The following is a 20,529-nucleotide window of genomic DNA, read 5'->3' as shown; positions in this document are numbered from 1 at the left end:
GCTGTCCGACCCGGATAGATAGGTAACAGAACGGACCGTTTACATAGGTGACAGTTCTCTGACAGCCGGGAGGACCCGGCGATGGTTTGGAGAGAGACTGGCATCATGGACGAGCGGCTGCGCTTTGTTGGGGAATGTCTTGCGGGCGAGGAGACGATGACGGCGCTGTGTGCTGCCTACGGGATATCGCGCAAGACGGGCTACAAATGGTTGGAGCGGTATCGGGCGCTCGGGCCTGCGGGGCTTATCGACCTGCCGCGGGCGCCGCTTGAGCACGGGCGGGCAACGGCGGCGGAGCTGGTGGCGCGGATCGTGGCGGAGAAGGAGGCGAATCCGCAGTGGGGGCCGAAGAAGGTGCTGGCGCGGCTGAAGCGGTCGGCGCCGCAGCTTTGCTGGCCGGCGGCCTCGACGATAGGCGAGATCCTGAAGCGCCACGGGCTGGTCGGGCGCCGGCGGCATCGCTGGCGGGCGGCTGGTTGCGGCCCGTTCGCACCGGCCAACGGGCCCAATGCGGTGTGGAGCGCCGATTACAAGGGCTGGTTCCGGACCCGCGATGGGCGGCGCTGCGAGCCACTGACGGTGATGGATACGGCGAGCCGCTTTCTGCTGGCGCTGCAAGCCTGCGCGACGCCGGCCGAGGCAGAGGCCTGGCCGGTGTTCGAGCGGCTGTTTGCCGAGCACGGACTGCCGGAGCGCTTTCGCAGCGACAACGGTTCGCCCTTCGCGGCGATTGGCGTCACCGGGCTGACGACGCTTGCTGTGCGGTTCATCAAGCTCGGCATCGGCCTGGAGCGCATCCAGCCGGGCAAACCGCAGCAGAACGGCCGCCACGAACGCTTCCATCTGACGATGCTGCCGCTGGCCATGGCGCCGGAGGTCGACCATGCCGCGCAGCAGGCGGTCTTTGACGCATTTCGCCAGAATTACAACGCCGAGCGTCCACACGAGGCGCTCGCTATGGACGTGCCTGCTGATCATTACCGACCGTCACTGCGGCGCCTGCCCGACCGCCTGCCTGAACCGGACTATCCGGCCGAGGCGGCGGTGCGCCGGGTGCGCTCCAATGGCGAGATCAAATGGAACGGCGACCTCGTCTATGTCGCAGCAGCGCTGGCCGGCGAGGTCGTGGCGATCGAGGAGAATGAAGCGGGCATCTGGACGCTACGCTTCCATGCCCATCCGCTCGGCATCATCGACAGGAAGACCAAGCGGCTTGTCCGCCCCAGCGCCCTGCAACCCCGACCAGCCGGCGCAGGGGCGGACACTGGTTTACAAGGGGGAGAACTGTAACCCATCTATCCGGTTCAATCTGTTACCCATCTATCGGCTGGACAAAGCCATGCCTCACCCTCAATTTACGATTCATATGACGGCCAGTTGTTTGGGAAAACCATCGCGCCCATCCAATCTCCTTCCTTGTGGGGGAGATGCCCGGCAGGGCAGAGGGGGGTGTCGCGGACGCATTTCTCGGGAAAGGGCACGGCATCAGCCAACCAGATACAAAAAAAGGCCGGGTGAACCCGACCTTCCCTGCTATCTCAACGAACCGTGCCAGTACATCCGTGGTCACGATCCGGAGATGATATTTAGAGCCTTGAAGACTCAGGCCGCCTGGAGGCGGTCTGCCGACATCTTGCCGGACTTGTTGTCGCGGACGAGCTCGTAAGACAGCTTCTGGCCATCCTTGAGATCGCGCATGCCAGCGCGTTCAACGGCGGAGATGTGGACGAAAACGTCGGCTGCGCCGTCATCCGGCTGAATGAAGCCGAAGCCCTTGGTTGCGTTGAACCACTTTACGGTACCAGTGCTCATGACGATATCCTTTTCGAATCGTTCATAGAAGAATGCAGCTCGGATAAATGTCGAGCGGCGATGAAAACCGATTTTGGAGGAAGTTCGCCAGGAACGACACGAGGCCGTTTCAAAGTTCATCTAGCAAGATCGATGCGCGGATATGTAATCGGAAATTGTGTCCGTGACAAGGCCGCGGCTCGGGAAATCGGTGACGTTTCAGACACCGCGGACAGATCTTTGCCTGCCGCGTAGCGCGGAAAACCGAGGGCGAAATTTTTGCAGAAGCTGAAATACCGTCTATTCGGCCTGCGCCAACCTGGTGATCGCCTTGCCGAGGCGGGCGACCCGCACTTCCGGGGTGGTAGCCTTCAGGAGCGGCAGGACGATTGCATATTGGCCGGTCTTGTCGAGCCGCGCAAAGGCAGCGCCGGCGGCAACGTTCTCAGCGAGCGCCGCCGCCAGATCGTCCGGCAGGCCGGCATCGCGTTGCGGAGCGTAGGCGACAGCCCATCGTCCGTCGGCTTTGGCGGCAGCGACTTCGGCAAGGCCCGCGGGCCGCATGCGCCCGGTTGCTGCGAGTGCTGCGACACGATCGACATTGAGCTTGGACCACGGACTTTTGGCGCGCCGGGGCGAATAACGCTGCAGGTAGGAATGCGCGTCAAACCCCTTGCGCTGGCTGTCAATCCAGCCGTAACAGAGCGCCACATCCAGCGCCTCATCGATGGTGATGAGAGTTCGTTTCGGATTTTTCTTACCGATCTTCAGCCAGGCGCCGGTCGACGCCGCGTGATGCAGGCAGAGCCAGGATTCCCACTCCATCGGATCGGCAAAGGCGAGGATGTCGGTTGACGGTTGCATGGGCGGTCCGATCCGGGTGACAGCGAGGCGTGGGTTGCTTGCGGTTCAGATTGCCATCGCCACCTGCCCATTCAACGTTTGAACCCCGGCAAGAGCTGCAGCTTTAAAGGCGGCCTAAGCCGCCTTCCCAACCTTCGCATAGGGGTCGAACCGGCCGTAGAACGTCTCGCCCCTGGCGGCCATGTCCTTCAGCAGCGGCGTCGGGTTGAAGTGGTTTCCGTAAGCAGCAGCTAACTTTTCCGCCAATTCCACGAAAGCCTTCGCGCCCATCCCGTCGATATAGCTCAGCGCGCCGCCGGTATAGGGCGCGAAGCCAAAGCCCAGGATCGAACCGACATCCGCCTCGCGCGGATCGGTGACGATGCCCTCCTCCACAGTGCGGGCGGCTTCCAGCGCGATGGTGACGAGGAAACGTTGCTTCAGGACATTAACGTCAACCTCGTCCGCCTGCTTCTGCGGGTAGAGGGTCTTGAGGTCGGGCCAGAGGGACTTCTTCGCTGGTTTCGGTGGATAGTCATAGAAGCCCTTGGAATTCTTGCGGCCGAAACGGCCCTCCTTTTCCACCATGCGGGAGATGAGTTCCATATGCCTGGGGTCGATGGCTTTTTCGCCGAGATCGGCGACCGTCGCCTTGAGGATCTTCAGCGAGAGGTCGATGGCGACCTCATCGTTCAGCGCCAACGGTCCCACGGGCATGCCGGCCATCTTGGCGGCATTCTCGATCATGACAGGCGGCACACCCTCGATCAGCATGTCGTAGCTTTCCGACATGTAGCGCAGCACGCAGCGATTGACGAAGAAGCCGCGGGTGTCGTTGACGACGATCGGCGTCTTCCTGATGGCCGCGACATAATCAAGAGCAACGGCCAGCGCCCTGTCGCCGGTGTCGTTTCCGACGATGACCTCGGTCAGCATCATCTTCTCGACAGGCGAGAAGAAGTGGATGCCGATGAAATCGGCGGGGCGTTTCGAATTCCTGGCGAGACCTGAGATCGGCAGGGTCGAGGTATTGGAGGCGAAGATCGCACCTTCCGGCAGCACGGCTTCGACCGCCTCGATGACCGCTTTCTTCACCTCGCGATCCTCGAACACCGCCTCGATGACGAGATCGGCATTGGCGAGGTCGGCATAGTCTGCCGAGGGTGTGATGCGGGAGAGCAATGCAGCAGCCTCATCTTGCGTAAGACGTCCCTTACCGACGGAATCCTTGACCAGGCCTTCCGAGACTGTCTTGCCCTTGGTCGCCGCTTCGATGTCGCGATCAATCAGCGTCACCGGGATGCCGGCGGCAGCCGTGACATAGGCGATCGAGGCGCCCATGAAGCCGGCGCCGACGACGCCGACATGTTTCAGCTCGGTCTTCGCGTGACCTGCCGGGCGGCGGGCGCCCTTGCCGAGCTCCTGCATGGAGATGAACAGCGAGCGGATCATCGAGAAGGCTTCGCGGGTCTGCAGCACCTCGGTGAAATAACGCTGCTCGATCTTCAGGCCGGTGTCGAAAGGCACCTGCAGGCCTTCGTAGACGCATTTCAGGATGGCAAGCGCTGCCGGGTAATTGCCCGATGTTTCCCTGCGCAGGATCGCCGGGGCTGCCGGCCAGAGCTGGGCGGAGGCCGGCGTCCAGATGCCGCCGCCCGGCGCCTTGAAGCCCTTCTCATCCCAGGGGGCGACCGGCTTCAGGCCATCCTTGATCATCTGCTTGGCGGCCGGGATAAGCTGATCCGGCTCGACCACCTGATGCACGAGGTTCATCGCCTTGGCGCGGAAGCCGGTCAGCGACTGGCCGGTGGTCATCATCTGCAGCGCATCCTGGGCGTTTGCCAGCCGTGGTACACGCTGCGTGCCGCCGGCGCCGGGGAAGATACCGACCTTGACTTCGGGCAGCGCGATCTTGACGCTCTTGGCATTGGAGGCGACGCGGCCGTGGCAGGCGAGCGATAGTTCGAAAGCGCCGCCCATGCAGGTGCCGTTGATGGCGGACACCCAGGGCTTGCCCGATGTTTCGAGCTTGCGGAACAGGCCGCTCATGCGGCCGACCAGACCGAAGAGGTTCTGCACGGCCGTCTCGGGGCTCTTTGCCTTCTCCTCCTGGTAGGAACTGAACATCGACTTGATCATCGACAGATCGGCGCCGCCGGAGAAGGAGGATTTACCCGAGGTGAAAACGGCGCCCTTGACGGCCGCATCGGCGGTCGTGGCGTCGATGATCGCGTCGAGTTCGGCCATCACCTCGGCAGTAAAGACGTTCATCGATTTGCCGGGCATGTCCCAGGTGACGAGAGTGATGCCGTCGGCGTCGGTTTCGAGCGTGAAATTGGTGTAGGTCATTGGGTTTCCTCCCCGATCAGGCCGGCAAATGGCTGCGCTGCGCGTCTAAGGTCTTCGTCTTTTCGGTGACGACATCGCCGGTATGCTTGGTCTGCGACGGCTCGAAAAGCACGATCCAGCATTCCTCCTCAGCAACCGGATTATGCTCGACACCCTTCGGCACGACATGAAAATCACCGGCCTTCAGATGCACATGCGGGCGGTCACGATATTCGATGGTCAGCGACCCCTTCCAGATGAGGAAAAGCTCGTCCTCGTCGCGGTGGGAATGCCAAGTGAGCTGGCCCTTAACCTTGGCGAGCTTGACGCTCTGGCCGTTGAGATCGGCGATGACGCGGGGCGACCAGTGTTCGGTGACCGCGGCATATTCGGTTTCGATCGTGCCGGTGTTGAAGCCCATCGTCAGACCCTCTCGATAACCGTTGCCGTGCCCATGCCGGCGCCGATGCAGAGCGTCACCAGCGCGGTGTTGAGGTCGCGGCGTTCAAGTTCGTCGAGCACAGTGCCGAGGATCATCGCGCCGGTGGCGCCGAGTGGATGGCCCATGGCGATGGCGCCGCCATTGACGTTGATCCTGTCATGGTCGATGTCGAAGGCCTGCATGTAGCGCAGCACCACGGCAGCGAAGGCCTCGTTGAGTTCGAAGAGATCGATGTCGGCAAGGCCCATGCCTGATCGTTTCAACAGTTTCTCGGTGACGTCGACGGGCCCGGTCAGCATCAGGGCCGGATCGGAGCCGATATTGGCGAAAGCCTTGATGCGGGCGCGCGGCTTCTTGCCCATGCTCTCACCGCCGGCCTTCGAGCCGAGCAGAACGACGCTGGCGCCATCGACGATGCCGGAGGAATTGCCGGCATGATGGACATAGTTGATGCGCTCGATCTCAGGATGGGCCTGGATGCCGACGGCCTCGAAGCCGCCCATCTCGCCCGGCATCTGGAAGGACGGATTGAGGGAGGCGAGCGCCTGCATATCGGTGCCGGGGCGCATATGCTCGTCCTTTGCCAGGATCGTCAGGCCGTTCTGGTCCTTGACCGGGATGACCGACTTGTCGAACCAGCCCTTTTCCCAGGCATGGGCGGCACGCTTCTGGCTCTCGACCGCGTAAGCGTCGACATCGGTTCTGCTGAAGCCGTATTTGGTGGCGATCAGATCGGCCGAGACGCCCTGCGGCATGAAATAGGCCGGGAAATTCACGGAAGGGTCCATGAACCAGGCGCCGCCGGACATGCCGAGGCCGACGCGGGACATGCTTTCGACACCGCCCGCGATGACAATGTCGTCGGCCCCTTGCGCGATCTTGCCGGCACCGAAATTGACGGCATCGAGGCCGGAGGCGCAGAAGCGGGAGATCTGCATGCCGGGCGCCTTCGTGGAGTAACCGGCTTCGAAGGCGGCGGCCTTGGGGATGACGGCGCCGGCATCCATGACCGGATCGACGCAGCCCATGATGATGTCGTCGACCGTTTCCGTATCGAGCCCATTGCGATCGCGGATCGCCTCCAGCGTCTTTGCCGCGAGGCGGACGGAAGGCACTTCATGCAGGGCACCATCCTTCTTGCCGCGGCCGCGCGGCGTACGCACGTGGTCGTAAATGAAAACCTCGGTCATTGTCTCATCTCCCTGGCGGCAATCTATCTTGCCTCAAATCTTGGAAGGAGGAGATAAGACCCCTCCCCAGCCCTCCCCACAAGGGGGAGGGAGAACCGGCTCAAAACGCTTCGGCGGCCAGTTCCATCATCGTGTCGGCGCCGGCTTCGATGCGGGCCTTGCGAAGCGCGGTTTCCGGCATCAGGCGTTCCATGAAGAAGCGGGCGGTCACCAGCTTGCTCCTCAGGTAATCCTCGCGGGCGGCATCGCCGGATGCAAGGCCGTCTTCGGCGGCTTTCGCCATCTTTGCCCACATATAGCCGAGAATGACGAGGCCGAAGAGGTGCATGTAGTCGGTCGAGCCGGCGCCGGCATTGTCGGGTTTGGCCATGGCGTTCTGCATGAACCACATGGTCGCGCCCTGGACGTCGTTCAAGCCCTTCTTCAGATGCTTGGTGAAGAAGGAGAGCTTTTCATTCTCGCGGTTCTCCTCGCAGAAATCACCGATCTCCTTGAAGAGGGCCATGGCGGCGCGGCCGCCGTTCAAGGCGAGCTTGCGGCCAACGAGATCGAGCGCCTGAATGCCGTTGGCGCCTTCATAGATCATGGCGATGCGGGCATCGCGCACATACTGGCTCATGCCGTGCTCTTCGATATAGCCGTGGCCGCCGAAGACCTGCTGGGCCATGACGGCATGATCGAAGCCCTTGTCGGTCATCACACCCTTGAGGATCGGGGTGACAAGGCCGAGAATATCGTCGGCCGTCTGGCGCTCCTTCTCGTCGCTAGCGCGGTGGGCGATATCGGACTTGAGCGCGGTCCAGAGCAGGAAGGCGCGGCCGGCCTCGTTGAAGGCGCGGATGGTCATCAGCGTGCGGCGAATATCCGGATGGACGATGATCGGATCGGCCTTCTTGTCCGGCGCCTTGGGACCGGACAGCGAGCGGCCCTGGATGCGGTCGCGGGCATAGCTGGCGGCGTTCTGATAGGCGATCTCGGAAATGGCGATGCCCTGCAGGCCGACCATCAGGCGGGCCTCGTTCATCATCACGAACATGGCGTTGAGGCCGCGGTTTTCGGCGCCGATCAGGAAGCCGGTCGCCTCGTCGTAATTCATCACGCAGGTGGCGTTGGCGTGGATGCCCATCTTGTGCTCGATGGCGCCGCAGGAGACAGCGTTGCGGGCGCCCGGCGCGCCGTCCTTGCCAACGAGGAATTTCGGAACGATGAAGAGCGAGATGCCCTTGGTGCCCTCGGGCGCACCCTCGATGCGGGCCAGCACCAGATGGACGATATTGTCGGTCAGGTCGTGCTCGCCGGCGGAGATGAAGATCTTCTGGCCGGAGATCTTGTAGCTGCCGTCAGCCTGCGGCACCGCCTTGGTGCGCAGCATGCCGAGATCGGTGCCGCAATGCGGCTCGGTCAGGTTCATGGTGCCGGACCACGTGCCGTCCACCATCTTCGGCAGATAGGTGGCCTTCTGCTCGGCGGAACCGTGGACGAGGAGTGCCGCGATCGCGCCCTGCGTCAGGCCCGGATACATCATCAGCGACATGTTGGCGGCCGAGGTATATTCGCCGACGGCGGTATGCAGCGTATAGGGAAGCCCCTGACCGCCGAATTCCTCCGGCACCGCAAGGCCGATCCAGCCGCCTTCGCGATAGGCTTTATAAGCCTCCTTGAAGCCCTTCGGCGTCGAGACGCTGGCATCGTCGTGACGCGTGCAGCCTTCCTGATCGCCGGAATAATTCAGCGGAAAGAGAGCTTCTTCGGCAACCCTTCCGGCCTCGCCGAGGATCGCTTCGATCATATCGGGGGTCGCGTCGGCAAAACCCGGCAGATTGTTGTAGCGCTCGAGACCCAGTACGTCGTTCAGGACGAAAAGCGTATCGTTCACCGGGGCCTTGTAGACTGGCATCTCTCAAATTCCTCCCATTCGACTGACCGGATCGCGACGGCCTTGCCACTGTCTTACAAAATATTGACGTTTGCGTAAACGTCAAATTTTGCGCTTGTGCCGTCTTTTCTTAAAAATTCGAGAGCACGAATCCGCCGCGATGAACCGCTGGAGGAGCAGACGCCATGTCATCTTCCTTGTCCATCGCAGAACGAAGTGTCGGCCGGGCAGTAGCGCAGGTCGTTCCGACGTCCTAAGTCTGTGGGACGATCCATCGAGGAAGACATCATGACCGACTTTCCCTATGAGAGCGCGCTGATTGTCGGCGCGGGCTCCGGCATCAGCGCATCGCTTGCCCGGCAACTGTCGGCGCAGGGCGTCAAGGTCGGGCTCGCCGCCCGCAATATCGAAAAACTCCAGGCGCTGGTCGATGAAACGGACGCCAGCGCCTTTACCGCCGACGTCTCGCAGCCGGCGAGCGTCGCAGCACTGTTCGAAGAGGCCGCCGCCGCAATCGGCGGGCCTGACGTGGTGATCTTCAACGCCAGCGCCCGTCAGCGCGGCCCACTGGCCGAACTCGATCCCGCCGAGGTCGAGAAGGCGATTGCGACCACTGCTTTCGGCGGTTTCCTGGTGGTGCAGCAGGCGGCGCGACGGATGATCCCGCGCGGCCGCGGCGCCATCCTCATCACCGGCGCGTCGGCAAGCGTGAAGGGCTTTGCGCAATCGGCCCCCTTCGCGATGGGCAAGTTCGCGCTGCGCGGCCTTGCCCAGAGTGCCGCCCGCGAACTCGGGCCGATGGGCATCCATGTCGCGCATTTTGTCATCGACGGCGCGGTGCGCTCGCAGATCCGGCCGGACCGGGTGGAGAAGCCGGATGGCACGCTGCTGCCGGATGCGATCGCCCAGACCTATATCGATGTGCTTCGCCAGCACCGCAGCGCATGGTCGCTGGAGGTGGAAGTCCGGCCCTGGACGGAGAGCTTCTGAGCCCTGCTGGCGGGCGGCTATCGCTACGAATATTACGATATTCCCGACACCGATCTCGGCCAGGTCTTCGTCTATGGCCCTAAAGGCGTGAAGATCGAGCTGCAATATCCAGGCCGGGCTGAGCGCGCGAGCGGCAATTCGATATGACGCGTTCGGGGGCAATTGCCACCAAAAACGGCGTTTGGAACACAAACGTTAAAAAATTCCCATCGGCATTAACGGCTTGTTTACCACGTTTCGTGAAAGGTGCGGATTGAGCAGTAGTGATCCGCATCCTTTCCCCCGTCTCGCGTTCCCTTAGGATGCCGCTACATCGTTCAGCTTGAGGAAAGTCTAATTGACTATCGTCTTATGAATGGTGCGCTCAGGCCCGCGTAAAGCGGGCAGCAGACGAAAAGCCAACGATCGAGCTCTGACGAGGGGTCGAGCAGTCGAAGCGAGCAAGAAGATGAACGGATCGCGATCAAATCCTTCCCGACAGTCCGACAGGACCTCGCTCGATGCGCTGAACCGCACGATCGAAGGGCTGGAGGCGCGCATCGAAGGGCTGATGGGCAGCGGGCGCGAACAGCGGCCGCGCGCGGCAACGGCCGAGCGCGATCCTTATGCCGCTTCCCATGCTCCCCGGCCAGCAAAAGCCCTGCCCGAGCCGCGGCCGGATCCGCTCGCCGAAATTCGTCAACGCCAGCGCGCGCTTGAAGCCGGCCGCGAGCGGCCCTATGCACGCGAGCAGGCTCCGCAGCTTCGTGAACCTGCGCCGCGCGCCGCTGCCCCAGTGCCGGCACCCGCCTTCCGCGCCGGCGACGACACGATGACGGAGATCGCCCAGGCGCTCGTAAATCTGCGGCAGGACCTGAAGCGCGACATTTCCGAGGGCGTCACCCGCGAAATGAACGCGCTGCGCGCCGAGCTGCGCGAAATCAAGACAAACGCCGGAGACGGCCGCTTCGCCGACGACATACGCGCGGACATGGGCCGCCTGGCCCAGAGCATCACGCAACTGACCGGCCGCTCCGCCGCACCGGAGGCCACGGGCCTTCGCGAGGATTTCGAAGAGCTGCGCTCATTGATGGACGGGCTGGCGCGCGAAGATTCGCTGCGCCATTTGGAAAATCGCTGGGACGGTTTCGAAAACCGGCTTGCGGCGCTCGATACCGAGGGGTTGCAGGAAGAGCTCGTTTCGCTCGCCTATCGGCTCGACGATATCAAGCGCCATATAGGCGGCATGGGCGAAAGCCCGGCTGTTCGGGCGCTGGAAGACAAGCTCATCTCGATCGCCACGGCGATGGAGCATTTCGGCAATATGATCCAGCCGCACGACCGGGTCATGTCCGAGCAGTTCGCGGCCATGGACATGCGGCTCGACGAGATCAGCCGGGCAATCGCGGCAAGCGGCCGCACCGCCACTGCAAATGATCCGGGTCTGATGCAGCGGCTGGAAAGCCGGCTTGCGGCGCTCGCCGACCAGATCGACCTGATGAGCCATGATGCGGCCAGCCGCGTGAACCCGGCCGACGAGCTGGCGATGCGGCTGGAGGCGCTGACGGGACGCGTCGAGGAACTGACGAAGGCGGAATCGACGTCGCGGCTCGACGAACGGCTGGAACATCTTTCCTATCTGCTAGAGCGCACGCAGGAGACTGCGCCGCAGGCCGATCTCACCGGCACGCTTTCCGACATTTCCCGCAAGATCGACGCGCTTGAGAACGGCGCCGTCAACGATGTACTGGCCCAGCGGCTCGACCATCTCGCCCGGCGCATCGACGAGATGGCCCATCAGCAGCAGGCGCCGGCACCGGCCGCGGTAGTCGACGACGGCGCCTTCCTGCGTCTCGAAGGACGGCTGAGCGACATTGCCGCCCGGCTGGAAGAGAGCACATCGGCAGCGCCGACCGATCCGCGGGCGCTGAAGAACCTCGAAGACCAGATCGCCAATCTTTCGGCGCTGATGAGCGCGCCGCGCGAAAGCGCTGTAATACCCCCGAACTCGACCAGCGCATGGGCGCCATCGAAGATTACATGGCGACGAGCGATGAATATATCATCGAGGCCGCACGCCAGGCGGCAGAGGCCGTCGTCGAAGCCTATTCGCGCCATGGCGGCCCGCAGGGTGTCATGCCCGCCGCCGACATGTCGGCGCTGACGGCGCTGGCCGAGGATCTTCGCCACCTCGAGGATCTCAGCCGCGACAGCGAGGAACGCACGCACAAGACTTTCCAGGCGCTGCACGAGACGCTGGTGCATATCGCCGATCGGCTCGACGGCATGGAAGATCGCGGGCGGCCGGCCGCGCAGATGCCGATCGCCGACGTCGATTTCGATGTCGATCCCTATGCGCTGATGGTGGCCGAAGCGGAGCTGAACAGGACGCCGGCCCCTGCCCCGATCGCGAAGGCTTCTCCTGTTATCCGCACGGCCGAGGTCGCCGCCGAAGCTGCCGCCCCGGCGCAAGCCACCGCCATGAGCGGAACGAGCGCGATCGCCATCGAAGCGGCGACCAAGACGACGGAAGCAGCGACAGCGGCACAGGCCCCGGCGAAGGCCAGCCTGCTCGCCAGCCTCGGCAAGCGGCTGCTGCCCGGCAAGAAAGCCGAGAGCCGGGCGACCGAACGTCCGATGATCGACCCCGCGCCGTCGATCGATCCCACCGACGTGGTGCCGACCGATGCGGCAAACGAACTGCTCGAGCCGGGCTCGGGCGCACCTGACGTGAAGAAGATCCTTGAACGGGTTCGCGCCAGCCAGAGTGCGGCACGCGGCAAACCGGCCGGCGAAACCGATCGCGCCGATTATATCGCTGCCGCGCGCCGTGCGGCGCAGGCGGCCGCGATGGAGGTGGATGCCAATCCGAAGCAGGCAGCCGGCAAGGCCGAGAAGAAGGGCGCGACTGCCGATAAGATCGGCAAGGCTTCTGACAAGACCGGCAAGACCAGCGCCTTTTCGCGCTACCGGCGGCCGATCCTGCTGGCGGTCGGCGCCGTGCTGCTCGCGATCATGGCCTTTCCGCTGGCCCGAACGCTGACAAGTGGCGAGAGCGCGCCGCAGCCGCCAGCAGAAGTCTCGGCGCTGACTGGCGCCGAAAATCCGTCGCCGGCCTTGCCTGACGCGACACCTGCCCAGCCGGATGCCGCCTCTCTCGGAACGACCGCTCCGGCAGCGGATGCTGTACCGCCCGCCGCCGAACAGACGCAGCCGGAAGCAACCCCACCTGACGCCGGCGAGCATCTGACCGACGTGGCGCCGCTTGACGGCGAAGGGGCAGCGACCCTTGCCCCTCCCGGTCCGTCGGGCGCGGCACAGGAGACATCGGGCTTCGTTCCCGCACCCGCACCGCAGGCTGCCATCACCATTCCCGAAACCGTCCAGCCGAAATCGCTTGCCGATGCGGCGAGCAGCGGCGATGCGCTGGCGCTGTTCGAGATCGGCGCGCGCTATTCCGACGGCCGCAACGGCATGACGGTCGATCAGAAGCAGGCAGCGAGCTGGTACCAGCTTGCGGCCCACAAGGGCTTTGCGCCGGCCGAATACCGGCTCGGCAGCATGTACGAGAAGGGCAACGGCGTCGAACGCGACATCGCCAAGGCGAAGGGCTTCTACGAACAGGCGGCCAACCAGGGCAATGCCAGCGCCATGCACAATCTCGCCGTGCTCTACGCCTCCGGCGCGCTCGGCCAGCAGGATTATGCGACGGCCGCCTCGTGGTTCACCAAGGCAGCGAACCTCGGCATCACCGACAGCCAGTTCAACCTGGCAATCCTCTGCGCACGCGGCAACGGGGTTCCGGCGGATCTCGAAGAGTCCTACAAGTGGTTTGCGATCGCCGCCAAGGGCGGCGACAAGGATGCGGCGCAGAAGCGCGACGAAGTGGCCAAAGCCATGAAACCCGACCAGCTCGAACGGGCGCGCGCCAAGGCCGATCTCTGGAAGGCGGAGCCGGTCGACCACCGCACGAACGCCATCGACATCCCCGACGAATGGGCAGGCACCGGCGCGAAGACGGCGAGCGTCGACATGAAAAAGGCGATCCGCAACATCCAGGCGATCCTCAACAATAACGGCTTCGACGCCGGCGTGCCGGACGGCGAAATGGGCGCGAAGACCGTGACGGCGATCAAGAACTTCCAGAAGTCCGTCGGCCAGGAGCCGGATGGGAAGGTGACCGATGCGACCGTGAAGGCGCTGCTCGAACGCAACAAACAGGGCAGCAAGGCAATCTGAGTCCCGCGTCGCATTGACGCAGGATCACCTCTTTGTTCCCAGCGATGAAAAATGCCTGGCGGCCCTATGCCGAAAGGCTTTTTTCAATTTTGCCCTCGCCTGTCACAAAACCTGAAAAAAGCCGGATTATGCCCGGACATATCGATCCGCGCATCCGGCGAATCCTCTGCCACCGATCTCTCCGTCAATCTCTATGGCTAATCACGGGGCCGATCGAAAGCCTCTGGCAACGATTTCACAGTATGGTGCGCATTCGAACGGGGACGTGACAAGAAACCGCCCGGCAGGGGCGGTCATCATTCGGGGTCGGCTGTGACAATCTATCTGCCCATCGCAGAATTGTCGGTGAACATCTTCATCATTCTCGGCATGGGGGCGGCCGTCGGATTCCTGTCTGGAATGTTCGGCGTCGGCGGCGGTTTTCTCATCACGCCGCTGTTGATCTTTTACAACATCCCCCCGTCGTCGCCGTCGCGACCGGCGCCAACCAGGTGGTGGCGTCGTCGATATCTGGCGCGATCTCGCATTTCCGGCGCGGCTCGCTCGACGTCAAGCTCGGCACGGTGCTGCTGGTCGGCGGCCTTGCGGGTGCGACGGTCGGCATCTGGATCTTCTCGCTGCTGCGCGCCATCGGCCAGCTCGATCTCATCATCTCGCTGATGTATGTGATCTTCCTCGGCACGGTCGGCGGACTGATGCTGCTCGAAAGCATCAATGCCATGCGGCGGGCAGCGCGCAACGAGCCGCCCGCACCGCGCAAGCCCGGTCACCAGCACTGGGTGCACAAGCTGCCGCTGAAGGTGCGCTTCAAGAAATCGAAGATCTTTCTCAGCGTCATTCCGATCGTGGCACTCGGCTTTGCGATCGGCATCCTCACCTCGATCATGGGTGTCGGCGGCGGGTTCATCATGGTGCCGGCGATGATCTACCTGCTGCGTATCCCGACCAATGTCGTCGTCGGCACCTCGCTGTTCCAGATCATCTTCGTGACCGCCTATACGACGATCGTGCAGGCGGCGACGAACTTTTCCGTCGACATCGTGCTCGCCTTCATTCTGATGGTGGCGGGTGTCATCGGGGCGCAATACGGCGTGCGCGTCGGCCAAAAACTGCGCGGCGAACAGCTGCGCGCCCTGCTCGGCCTGCTGGTGCTCGCCGTCGGCGTGCGTCTTGCGATCGCGCTGGTGGTGACGCCGGCCGACGTCTATTCGGTGGTGATGGGAGCGGGCAATTGATGCGCCTGGCTGCCGCTGTCATCGCATTGCTTTGCCTGCTGCCGGCCTCTGCCGGAGCGCAGTGGTTGCCGGGGCAAGCAACGGAAGCGGTGCGTGAAGGGCTGGAAATCGGCACGTCGACCAGCGAAATCGCCATCACCTCGGATTTCCACGGAGCGGATCTGACCATCTTCGGGGCGCTCTCGAATACCGACCAGCTGCTGCTCGCCATTGGCCAGTATGACGTGGTCGTGGTGCTGGAGGGCCCGCGCGAGGATGCGACAGTACGCAGGAAGGAACGCGTCTTCGGCATTTGGGTCAACACCCGCTCGATGACCTTCGAAGCGGTGCCGCATTCCTATTCGATGTCGAGCTCGCGCATGATCGACGATCTGACGACGCCGCTCGAGCTGACCGATCAGGGGATCGGCATCGACCACATTCCGCTGACACCGGTCGGCTTCGTCGGCGACGGCAGCAATCTCGGCGAGTTCCGCGACGCCTTCCGGCGACTGCAGCAGGGTGACGGGCTCTACGACCGCAACCCGAGTGGCGTGCGGTTCGTTTCCTCCAACCTCTTCAAGGCGAGCCTGCGCCTGCCGGCAAACATTCCGAACGGCGTGCACACCGTGCGCGCCTATCTGTTCAAGAGCGGGCTTTTCGTCACCGAAAAATCGTTGCCGCTGCGGGTCATCAAGACCGGCATCGAGCAGACGATCACCGATGCGGCGCATGAGCAGCCGATCCTCTACGGCTTTGCGGCCGTACTGCTCGCCGTCATCACCGGCTGGGGTGCCAGCCTGATCTTCCGCAAGGACTGATCCACAGCCAAGGCGCTCAAAATTTCTTCCCGAAAATAGGCTCGGCAAGGCGCTGAGCACGAAGCCTGCGGGAGCAGCTGCTTGCCCGAATGTTCTGCTCCAAAAAAACCGCTTGCATTCTGCTATCAGTCAGCTTAACTTTCAACCAGTTGTTAAACGCAACCAGTTTTGATGGGTGGCAATTCAGAAGGAGGATGGAAATGAGAAAGCTTGTTGTCTGGAACCTGATGACGCTCGATGGTTATTTCGAAGGCACGAAGCCTTGGGATATCGACTTCCACAATTTCGCCTGGGGACCTGAGCTGCAGCGCTATGCCGAACAGTTCGGCAGGGAAGGCGATCTGCTGGTGTTTGGCCGCAAGACCTATGAGGGCATGGCCTCCTACTGGCCGACCGCCGAGGGCGAAGGTGAGATCAAGGCCTATATGAACGGCATCGCCAAGATCGCCGTGTCGCGGACGATGAGCGAGCCCGGCTGGAACAATGCCCGTGTCGTCAACGATCCGATCCCCGAACTGACGAGGCTGAAGCAGGAGGACGGCAAGACGATCTTCATCTTCGGCAGCGCCGAACTTGCCGACAGCCTGCTGAAAGCGGGGCTTATCGACGAAATCAGGGTTTGCCTGGTGCCGGTGATCCTCGGCGGCGGCAATCCGCTTTTCAAACAGGCAGAGGGCCAGGTGCCACTGAAGCTCATCGAATCCTCGACGACGGAGGGCGGCGCGGTGATCCTGCGCTACGAGCCCGTCAAAGCGTAGTGGATGGGATGCCGTCCGATGGTCAGGCCAGGGTATCGATCCCTGGCCGCACAAGGAGGCAGCCGGGGAAGTTCGCATTCGACTAAAAACCGGTTTTTAACATTTACGAGTTAGTAATCTCTCGGAAACGAGAGGTTTTGTCATGCGTACTCGTATCGTCCTGACGGCCGTGGGTCTCGCGCTGCTTGCCGGCTGCGCGACGGCGCCGAAGCAGACGAGGAACATCTGTGCCGTCTTCGACGAGCGCGACGGGCTCTTCTCCAGCTGGCAGAGTGCCGCCGAGCGGACGGAGAAGAAATATGGCGTGCCCGTGCCGATCCTGATGGCGACGATGTACACCGAATCCGGCTTCCAGCCCTATGCGCGGCCGCCGCGCACCAAGCTGTTCGGCTTCATTCCCTGGACCCGGCCTTCGACGGCCTACGGCTATTCGCAGGCACTCGACGGGACCTGGGACCACTACCAGTCGCAGACGGGGAACTGGACCGCGCGGCGGGCGAACTTCGCCGACGCGATCGATTTCATCGGCTGGTATCACTACCAGAACAGCGTGGAGACCGGCATTCCGTTGAACGATGCCTATAATCTTTACCTTGCCTATTATTCCGGTCCGACGGGGTACAAACGCGGCGACTGGCGCTCGAACAGGCAGTTGCAGCAGACGGCGCAGAAGTTTGCGCGGATGGCAGGGACATATCAGCGGCAGTTGCAGGAGTGCGATTGAGTTTAGGCGGTGCCGTCCAAATATGAAGGGCACTACCCCCACAAATTCCCGTACCTGACAGAATAAATCCGGTCCTTGCCGAGCAGATGCGCCACCAGAAAAGCCTTGTCGAACAGGCCCTTCATCGCCTGATGGCCGAGATCCAGACCGCCGCTCATGAGGCCGAAGGCCGGCATCAGCAGACGGGCGCCGTCAGTGGCAAAGCACGGGCGGCGGACGGATTTGTCGCGGCGGCGCACGGTCGCCGACGGGTGCAGGTGGCCGGCGATCTCGCCGCTCTGCAAGCCGTTCCTCGGCTCGTGCCGGAAGGTCAGGCCGGCATAATGCATCTCGTCGGCGGATGTGCCCGGCAGATCGACGATGCCATCCGGATCATGGTTGCCATTGATCCAGATCCATTCGCGGCCCTGCGCCATCGCGACGATCAGGGCGCGGAAATTCTCCGGCAGATGCTTGGAACCGATGCGGTCGTGGAAATTGTCGCCGAGCGAGATGACGAGCTTCGGATCGTAACGTGAGATGACGGCGGCAAGAACGGTCAGCGTCGCCAGCGTATCGTAAGGCGGCAGCATCATGCCGCGGCGGGCAAAGGCTGCGCCCTTTTCCAGATGCAGGTCCGAGACGACGAGCAGGCCGGCATCGGGCAGATAGAGGGCGCCGAGCGGGTCGCAGACGGCAGCGATGCCATGGACTGCCGTTTCGACGCCTGATGTCGCGGCCAGTCCCGATATGTCGCGCGCCAGCGCCAGGCGGTTCATCACAGTCGTTTTTCCTAGTCGTCATCATGCCAGAGCTTCGGCGATCAGATCGTCCGCCGCCTCGGCCAACAGTGCATCATGGGCCTCGCCCGGCACCGCCTCGCGTCCGATTTCCAGCATCACCGGCACGGCGAGCGGGGAAATATGGTCGAGAGCGCGGTGGGTGATGTGGCCCCTGATTCGCCGCAGCATATCGCCAAGACGGCCAATATCCAAAAGCCCCGTCGCCGCATCCTGCCGCGTCGCCTGCAAGAGGATGTGATCCGGCTCGTGGCTGCGCAGCACGTCATAAATCAAATCGGCGGAGACGGTGATCTGGCGGCCGCTCTTTTCCTTGCCCGGATGGCGGCGTTCGATCAAGCCTGCAATCACGGCGCAATTGCGGAAGGTGCGCTTCAACAGGAAGGATTCATCCAGCCAGGCTTCGAGATCGTCGCCGAGCATGTCCTCGTCGAAGAGGTCGGAGAGATTGAGCCGGCCATTGCGGATCATCAGTCCCATATCCTCGAGGCCCCAGATGGCCAGCGAATAATCGGTGGCGACGAAACCGAGGGGCTTGGCACCTGTCCGCTCTAGCCGGCGGGTCAGCAGCATGCCGAGCGTCTGGTGGGCGAGACGGCCTTCGAAGGGATAAGCGACCATATAGGCGCGGCTGCCGCGCGGGAAGGTTTCGATCAGGAACTCGTCGCGCTTCGGCAGCATCGACTTGTCGTCCTGCAGCGACAGCCAGTCGCGCACCTGATCCGGCAGGTGGCGCCAGCGATCGGGATCGGCGATCATCGCCCGCACCTGCTCGGCGAGATAGGTCGACAGCGGAAACTTGCCGCCATTATAGGAGGGGATCTTCGGATCGAGCGAAAAGGCCTGCGACGCCAGGCACTCATTTTCGCGGATGCCCTCGAAGCGCAACACCTTGCCGGAGAAGACGAAGGTATCGCCCGGCGACAACTGCTCGAGGAAATATTCCTCGACCTTTCCCAACGTGGCGCCGCCGCGGCCGATCCTGCCGCCCTCGCCGCGCTTGACCATGCGGATATTCAGCATCGGGCTTTCGACGATGGTGCCGAGGTTGAGACGGTATTGCTGGGCGACAGCCGGATTGGAGACGCGCCAGCGACCTTCCGCGGTCTTGCGGATACGGGCGTAGCGCTCATAGGTGCGGAGCGCATAACCGCCGGTCGCAACGAAATCGACGATGCGCTCGAAGGTCTCCCAGCTCAGATCGGCATAGGGCGAGGCGCTGATGATTTCATCATAGAGCTCCAGCATGTCGAAAGGTTCGGCGCAGGCCATGCCGAGCACATGCTGGGCGAGCACGTCGAGCGCGCCGCGGCCGACCGGCGGGGTGTCCTGCGCCCCGATATAATTGGCGTCGAGGGCGGCCTGGCACTCCATGACCTCGAAACGGTTGGCCGGTACGAGGATCGCCTTCGAGGGCTCGTCCATGCGATGGTTGGCGCGGCCGATGCGCTGGGCAAGACGCGAGGCGCCCTTCGGCGCGCCGACATGGATGACGAGATCGACATCGCCCCAGTCGATGCCGAGATCGAGGGTGGAGGTGGCGACGACGGCGCGCAGCCGGTTTTCGGCCATCGCCGCCTCGACCTTGCGGCGCTGGGCGACATCAAGCGAGCCGTGATGGAGCGCGATCGGCAGGTTGTCGTCATTGATCGTCCAGAGCGCCTGGAAAAGCATTTCCGCCTGGCTGCGGGTGTTGACGAAGAGCAGTGTCGTGCGGTGTTCGACAAGCTGGCGGTACACGTCGGGAATGGCATACCGGGCGGAATGGCCGGACCAGGGAATGCGCTCTTCGGTCGACAGGATCGAGATATCGGGTTTGGCGCCGCCTTCGACGACAACGAGGCCGGCATGATGTTCGCTACCCTCTTGCTGGCCGACCAGCCATTTCTGCAGATCCATGGGTTCGGCGACGGTGGCCGACAGGCCGATGGTCTTGAGGCCGGGGGCAAGGCGGCGGAGACGCGCTAGGCCGAGCGAAAGCATATGGCCGCGCTTGGAGGTGACCAGCGAATGCAGCTCGTCGAGGACGATATATTTCAGGTCCTTGAAGAACCGCTCGGCCTCCCGGTTTGCCAGAAGCAGGGCGACCTGTTCCGGCGTCGTCAGCAGAATATCCGGCGGGTTGAGCTTCTGGCGCTGGCGCTTGGCGTTCGGCGTATCGCCGGTGCGGTTTTCGACGGTGACGGGCAGGCCCATCTCCTCGACCGGCTTCATCAGATTGCGCTCGATATCGATGGCCAGCGCCTTCAGCGGCGAGACATAGAGCGTGTGGATGCCGGTGAAGACGGAGCCGGGCGGGATCTTGCCGCGGCGGGTGAGATCGGTGAGCGAGGGCAGGAAACCGGCGAGCGTCTTGCCGGCACCGGTCGGCGCAATCAGCAGCGTACTTTCGCCGGCCTCGGCGCGGGCAAGCAGCTCCAGCTGATGGGCGCGCGGTCGCCAGCCCTTTTCCGCAAACCAGCGGGTAAAGGCGGCAGGCAGCAGGGTACGGGCTTCGGAATCGATCTGGTCCACGCCTGGAAGGTAGTGAAATGCAGGGGAAAAAGAAGAGCCGC

The 20,529-nt window shown here is 63.1% G+C and carries 13 protein-coding genes and 2 pseudogenes; 7 read left to right on the top strand and 8 right to left on the bottom strand.

Annotated features, from left to right (window positions below):
• Window positions 1–81 precede the first annotated feature (81 nt).
• Entirely contained in the window at window positions 82–1,290 is a 1,209-nt protein-coding gene (locus tag BA011_RS22955; protein WP_065278963.1) for a helix-turn-helix domain-containing protein, read from the top strand.
• A gap of 312 nt (window positions 1,291–1,602) precedes the next feature.
• Here the strand turns inward: BA011_RS22955 and BA011_RS22950 are convergent, their stop codons facing one another.
• From BA011_RS22950 to BA011_RS22925, 6 genes are all read right to left on the bottom strand, one after another.
• Window positions 1,603–1,812, bottom strand: coding sequence for a cold-shock protein (locus BA011_RS22950; RefSeq protein WP_003545273.1), 210 nt, complete (start codon window positions 1,810–1,812; stop codon window positions 1,603–1,605).
• Between the two features lie 279 nt (window positions 1,813–2,091).
• Complete coding sequence (locus BA011_RS22945) at window positions 2,092–2,655, bottom strand: YdeI/OmpD-associated family protein (protein WP_065282132.1); 564 nt, start codon at window positions 2,653–2,655, stop codon at window positions 2,092–2,094.
• Between the two features lie 114 nt (window positions 2,656–2,769).
• On the bottom strand, window positions 2,770–4,983 hold the full coding sequence (locus BA011_RS22940) for a 3-hydroxyacyl-CoA dehydrogenase NAD-binding domain-containing protein (RefSeq protein WP_065282131.1): 2,214 nt from the start codon (window positions 4,981–4,983) through the stop codon (window positions 2,770–2,772).
• Window positions 4,984–4,999: 16 nt separating this feature from the next.
• Window positions 5,000–5,383: a cupin domain-containing protein gene (locus BA011_RS22935; protein WP_065282130.1), complete on the bottom strand. Its 384-nt coding sequence runs from the start codon at window positions 5,381–5,383 to the stop codon at window positions 5,000–5,002.
• A 2-nt stretch (window positions 5,384–5,385) separates the two neighbouring features.
• Window positions 5,386–6,594: an acetyl-CoA C-acetyltransferase gene (locus tag BA011_RS22930; RefSeq protein WP_065282129.1), complete on the bottom strand. Its 1,209-nt coding sequence runs from the start codon at window positions 6,592–6,594 to the stop codon at window positions 5,386–5,388.
• A 100-nt stretch (window positions 6,595–6,694) separates the two neighbouring features.
• Complete coding sequence (locus BA011_RS22925; protein ID WP_065282128.1) at window positions 6,695–8,491, bottom strand: acyl-CoA dehydrogenase C-terminal domain-containing protein; 1,797 nt, start codon at window positions 8,489–8,491, stop codon at window positions 6,695–6,697.
• Window positions 8,492–8,758: 267 nt separating this feature from the next.
• Between BA011_RS22925 and BA011_RS22920 the strand changes: the two genes are divergently transcribed.
• From BA011_RS22920 to BA011_RS22895, 6 genes and pseudogenes are all read left to right on the top strand, one after another.
• A complete protein-coding gene (locus BA011_RS22920; RefSeq protein WP_065282127.1) occupies window positions 8,759–9,460 on the top strand; it encodes an SDR family NAD(P)-dependent oxidoreductase in 702 nt (233 codons plus the stop codon).
• Between the two features lie 448 nt (window positions 9,461–9,908).
• Window positions 9,909–13,678, top strand: a pseudogene (locus tag BA011_RS22915) (peptidoglycan-binding protein).
• A 312-nt stretch (window positions 13,679–13,990) separates the two neighbouring features.
• Window positions 13,991–14,913 (top strand): annotated as a pseudogene (locus BA011_RS22910) (sulfite exporter TauE/SafE family protein).
• On the top strand, window positions 14,913–15,713 hold the full coding sequence (locus BA011_RS22905) for a TIGR02186 family protein (protein ID WP_062944100.1): 801 nt from the start codon (window positions 14,913–14,915) through the stop codon (window positions 15,711–15,713). Before BA011_RS22910 ends, BA011_RS22905 begins: the two are co-directional and overlap by 1 nt.
• A 200-nt stretch (window positions 15,714–15,913) precedes the next feature.
• Window positions 15,914–16,471 (top strand): dihydrofolate reductase family protein, encoded by a 558-nt coding sequence (locus tag BA011_RS22900; protein ID WP_065282126.1) that lies wholly within the window; start codon window positions 15,914–15,916, stop codon window positions 16,469–16,471.
• Window positions 16,472–16,613: 142 nt separating this feature from the next.
• Entirely contained in the window at window positions 16,614–17,195 is a 582-nt protein-coding gene (locus BA011_RS22895) for a transglycosylase SLT domain-containing protein (protein WP_065282125.1), read from the top strand.
• A 32-nt stretch (window positions 17,196–17,227) separates the two neighbouring features.
• On the opposite strand, the gene pdeM is transcribed toward BA011_RS22895, so the two are convergent.
• A complete protein-coding gene (gene pdeM / locus BA011_RS22890) occupies window positions 17,228–17,953 on the bottom strand; it encodes a ligase-associated DNA damage response endonuclease PdeM (RefSeq protein WP_065282124.1) in 726 nt (241 codons plus the stop codon).
• 24 nt (window positions 17,954–17,977) lie between these two features.
• Window positions 17,978–20,488: a ligase-associated DNA damage response DEXH box helicase gene (locus BA011_RS22885; RefSeq protein WP_065282123.1), complete on the bottom strand. Its 2,511-nt coding sequence runs from the start codon at window positions 20,486–20,488 to the stop codon at window positions 17,978–17,980.
• Window positions 20,489–20,529 lie beyond the last annotated feature (41 nt).

It is taken from the genome of Rhizobium leguminosarum (genome assembly GCF_001679785.1).
Classification (GTDB): domain Bacteria; phylum Pseudomonadota; class Alphaproteobacteria; order Rhizobiales; family Rhizobiaceae; genus Rhizobium; species Rhizobium leguminosarum_R.
Note: the sequence above shows the minus strand (reverse complement) of the source record. Positions and strands in the feature narration are given on the sequence as shown.

What these genes read in the sequence shown, in the direction of transcription:
- BA011_RS22955 (WP_065278963.1), top strand. Translation starts at nt 82, where the DNA reads ATGGTTTGGAGAGAGACTGGCATCATGGACGAGCGGCTGCGCTTTGTT.
- BA011_RS22950 (WP_003545273.1), bottom strand. Translation starts at nt 1,812, where the DNA reads ATGAGCACTGGTACCGTAAAGTGGTTCAACGCAACCAAGGGCTTCGGC.
- BA011_RS22945 (WP_065282132.1), bottom strand. Translation starts at nt 2,655, where the DNA reads ATGCAACCGTCAACCGACATCCTCGCCTTTGCCGATCCGATGGAGTGG.
- BA011_RS22940 (WP_065282131.1), bottom strand. Translation starts at nt 4,983, where the DNA reads ATGACCTACACCAATTTCACGCTCGAAACCGACGCCGACGGCATCACT.
- BA011_RS22935 (WP_065282130.1), bottom strand. Translation starts at nt 5,383, where the DNA reads ATGGGCTTCAACACCGGCACGATCGAAACCGAATATGCCGCGGTCACC.
- BA011_RS22930 (WP_065282129.1), bottom strand. Translation starts at nt 6,594, where the DNA reads ATGACCGAGGTTTTCATTTACGACCACGTGCGTACGCCGCGCGGCCGC.
- BA011_RS22925 (WP_065282128.1), bottom strand. Translation starts at nt 8,491, where the DNA reads ATGCCAGTCTACAAGGCCCCGGTGAACGATACGCTTTTCGTCCTGAAC.
- BA011_RS22920 (WP_065282127.1), top strand. Translation starts at nt 8,759, where the DNA reads ATGACCGACTTTCCCTATGAGAGCGCGCTGATTGTCGGCGCGGGCTCC.
- BA011_RS22905 (WP_062944100.1), top strand. Translation starts at nt 14,913, where the DNA reads ATGCGCCTGGCTGCCGCTGTCATCGCATTGCTTTGCCTGCTGCCGGCC.
- BA011_RS22900 (WP_065282126.1), top strand. Translation starts at nt 15,914, where the DNA reads ATGAGAAAGCTTGTTGTCTGGAACCTGATGACGCTCGATGGTTATTTC.
- BA011_RS22895 (WP_065282125.1), top strand. Translation starts at nt 16,614, where the DNA reads ATGCGTACTCGTATCGTCCTGACGGCCGTGGGTCTCGCGCTGCTTGCC.
- pdeM (WP_065282124.1), bottom strand. Translation starts at nt 17,953, where the DNA reads ATGAACCGCCTGGCGCTGGCGCGCGACATATCGGGACTGGCCGCGACA.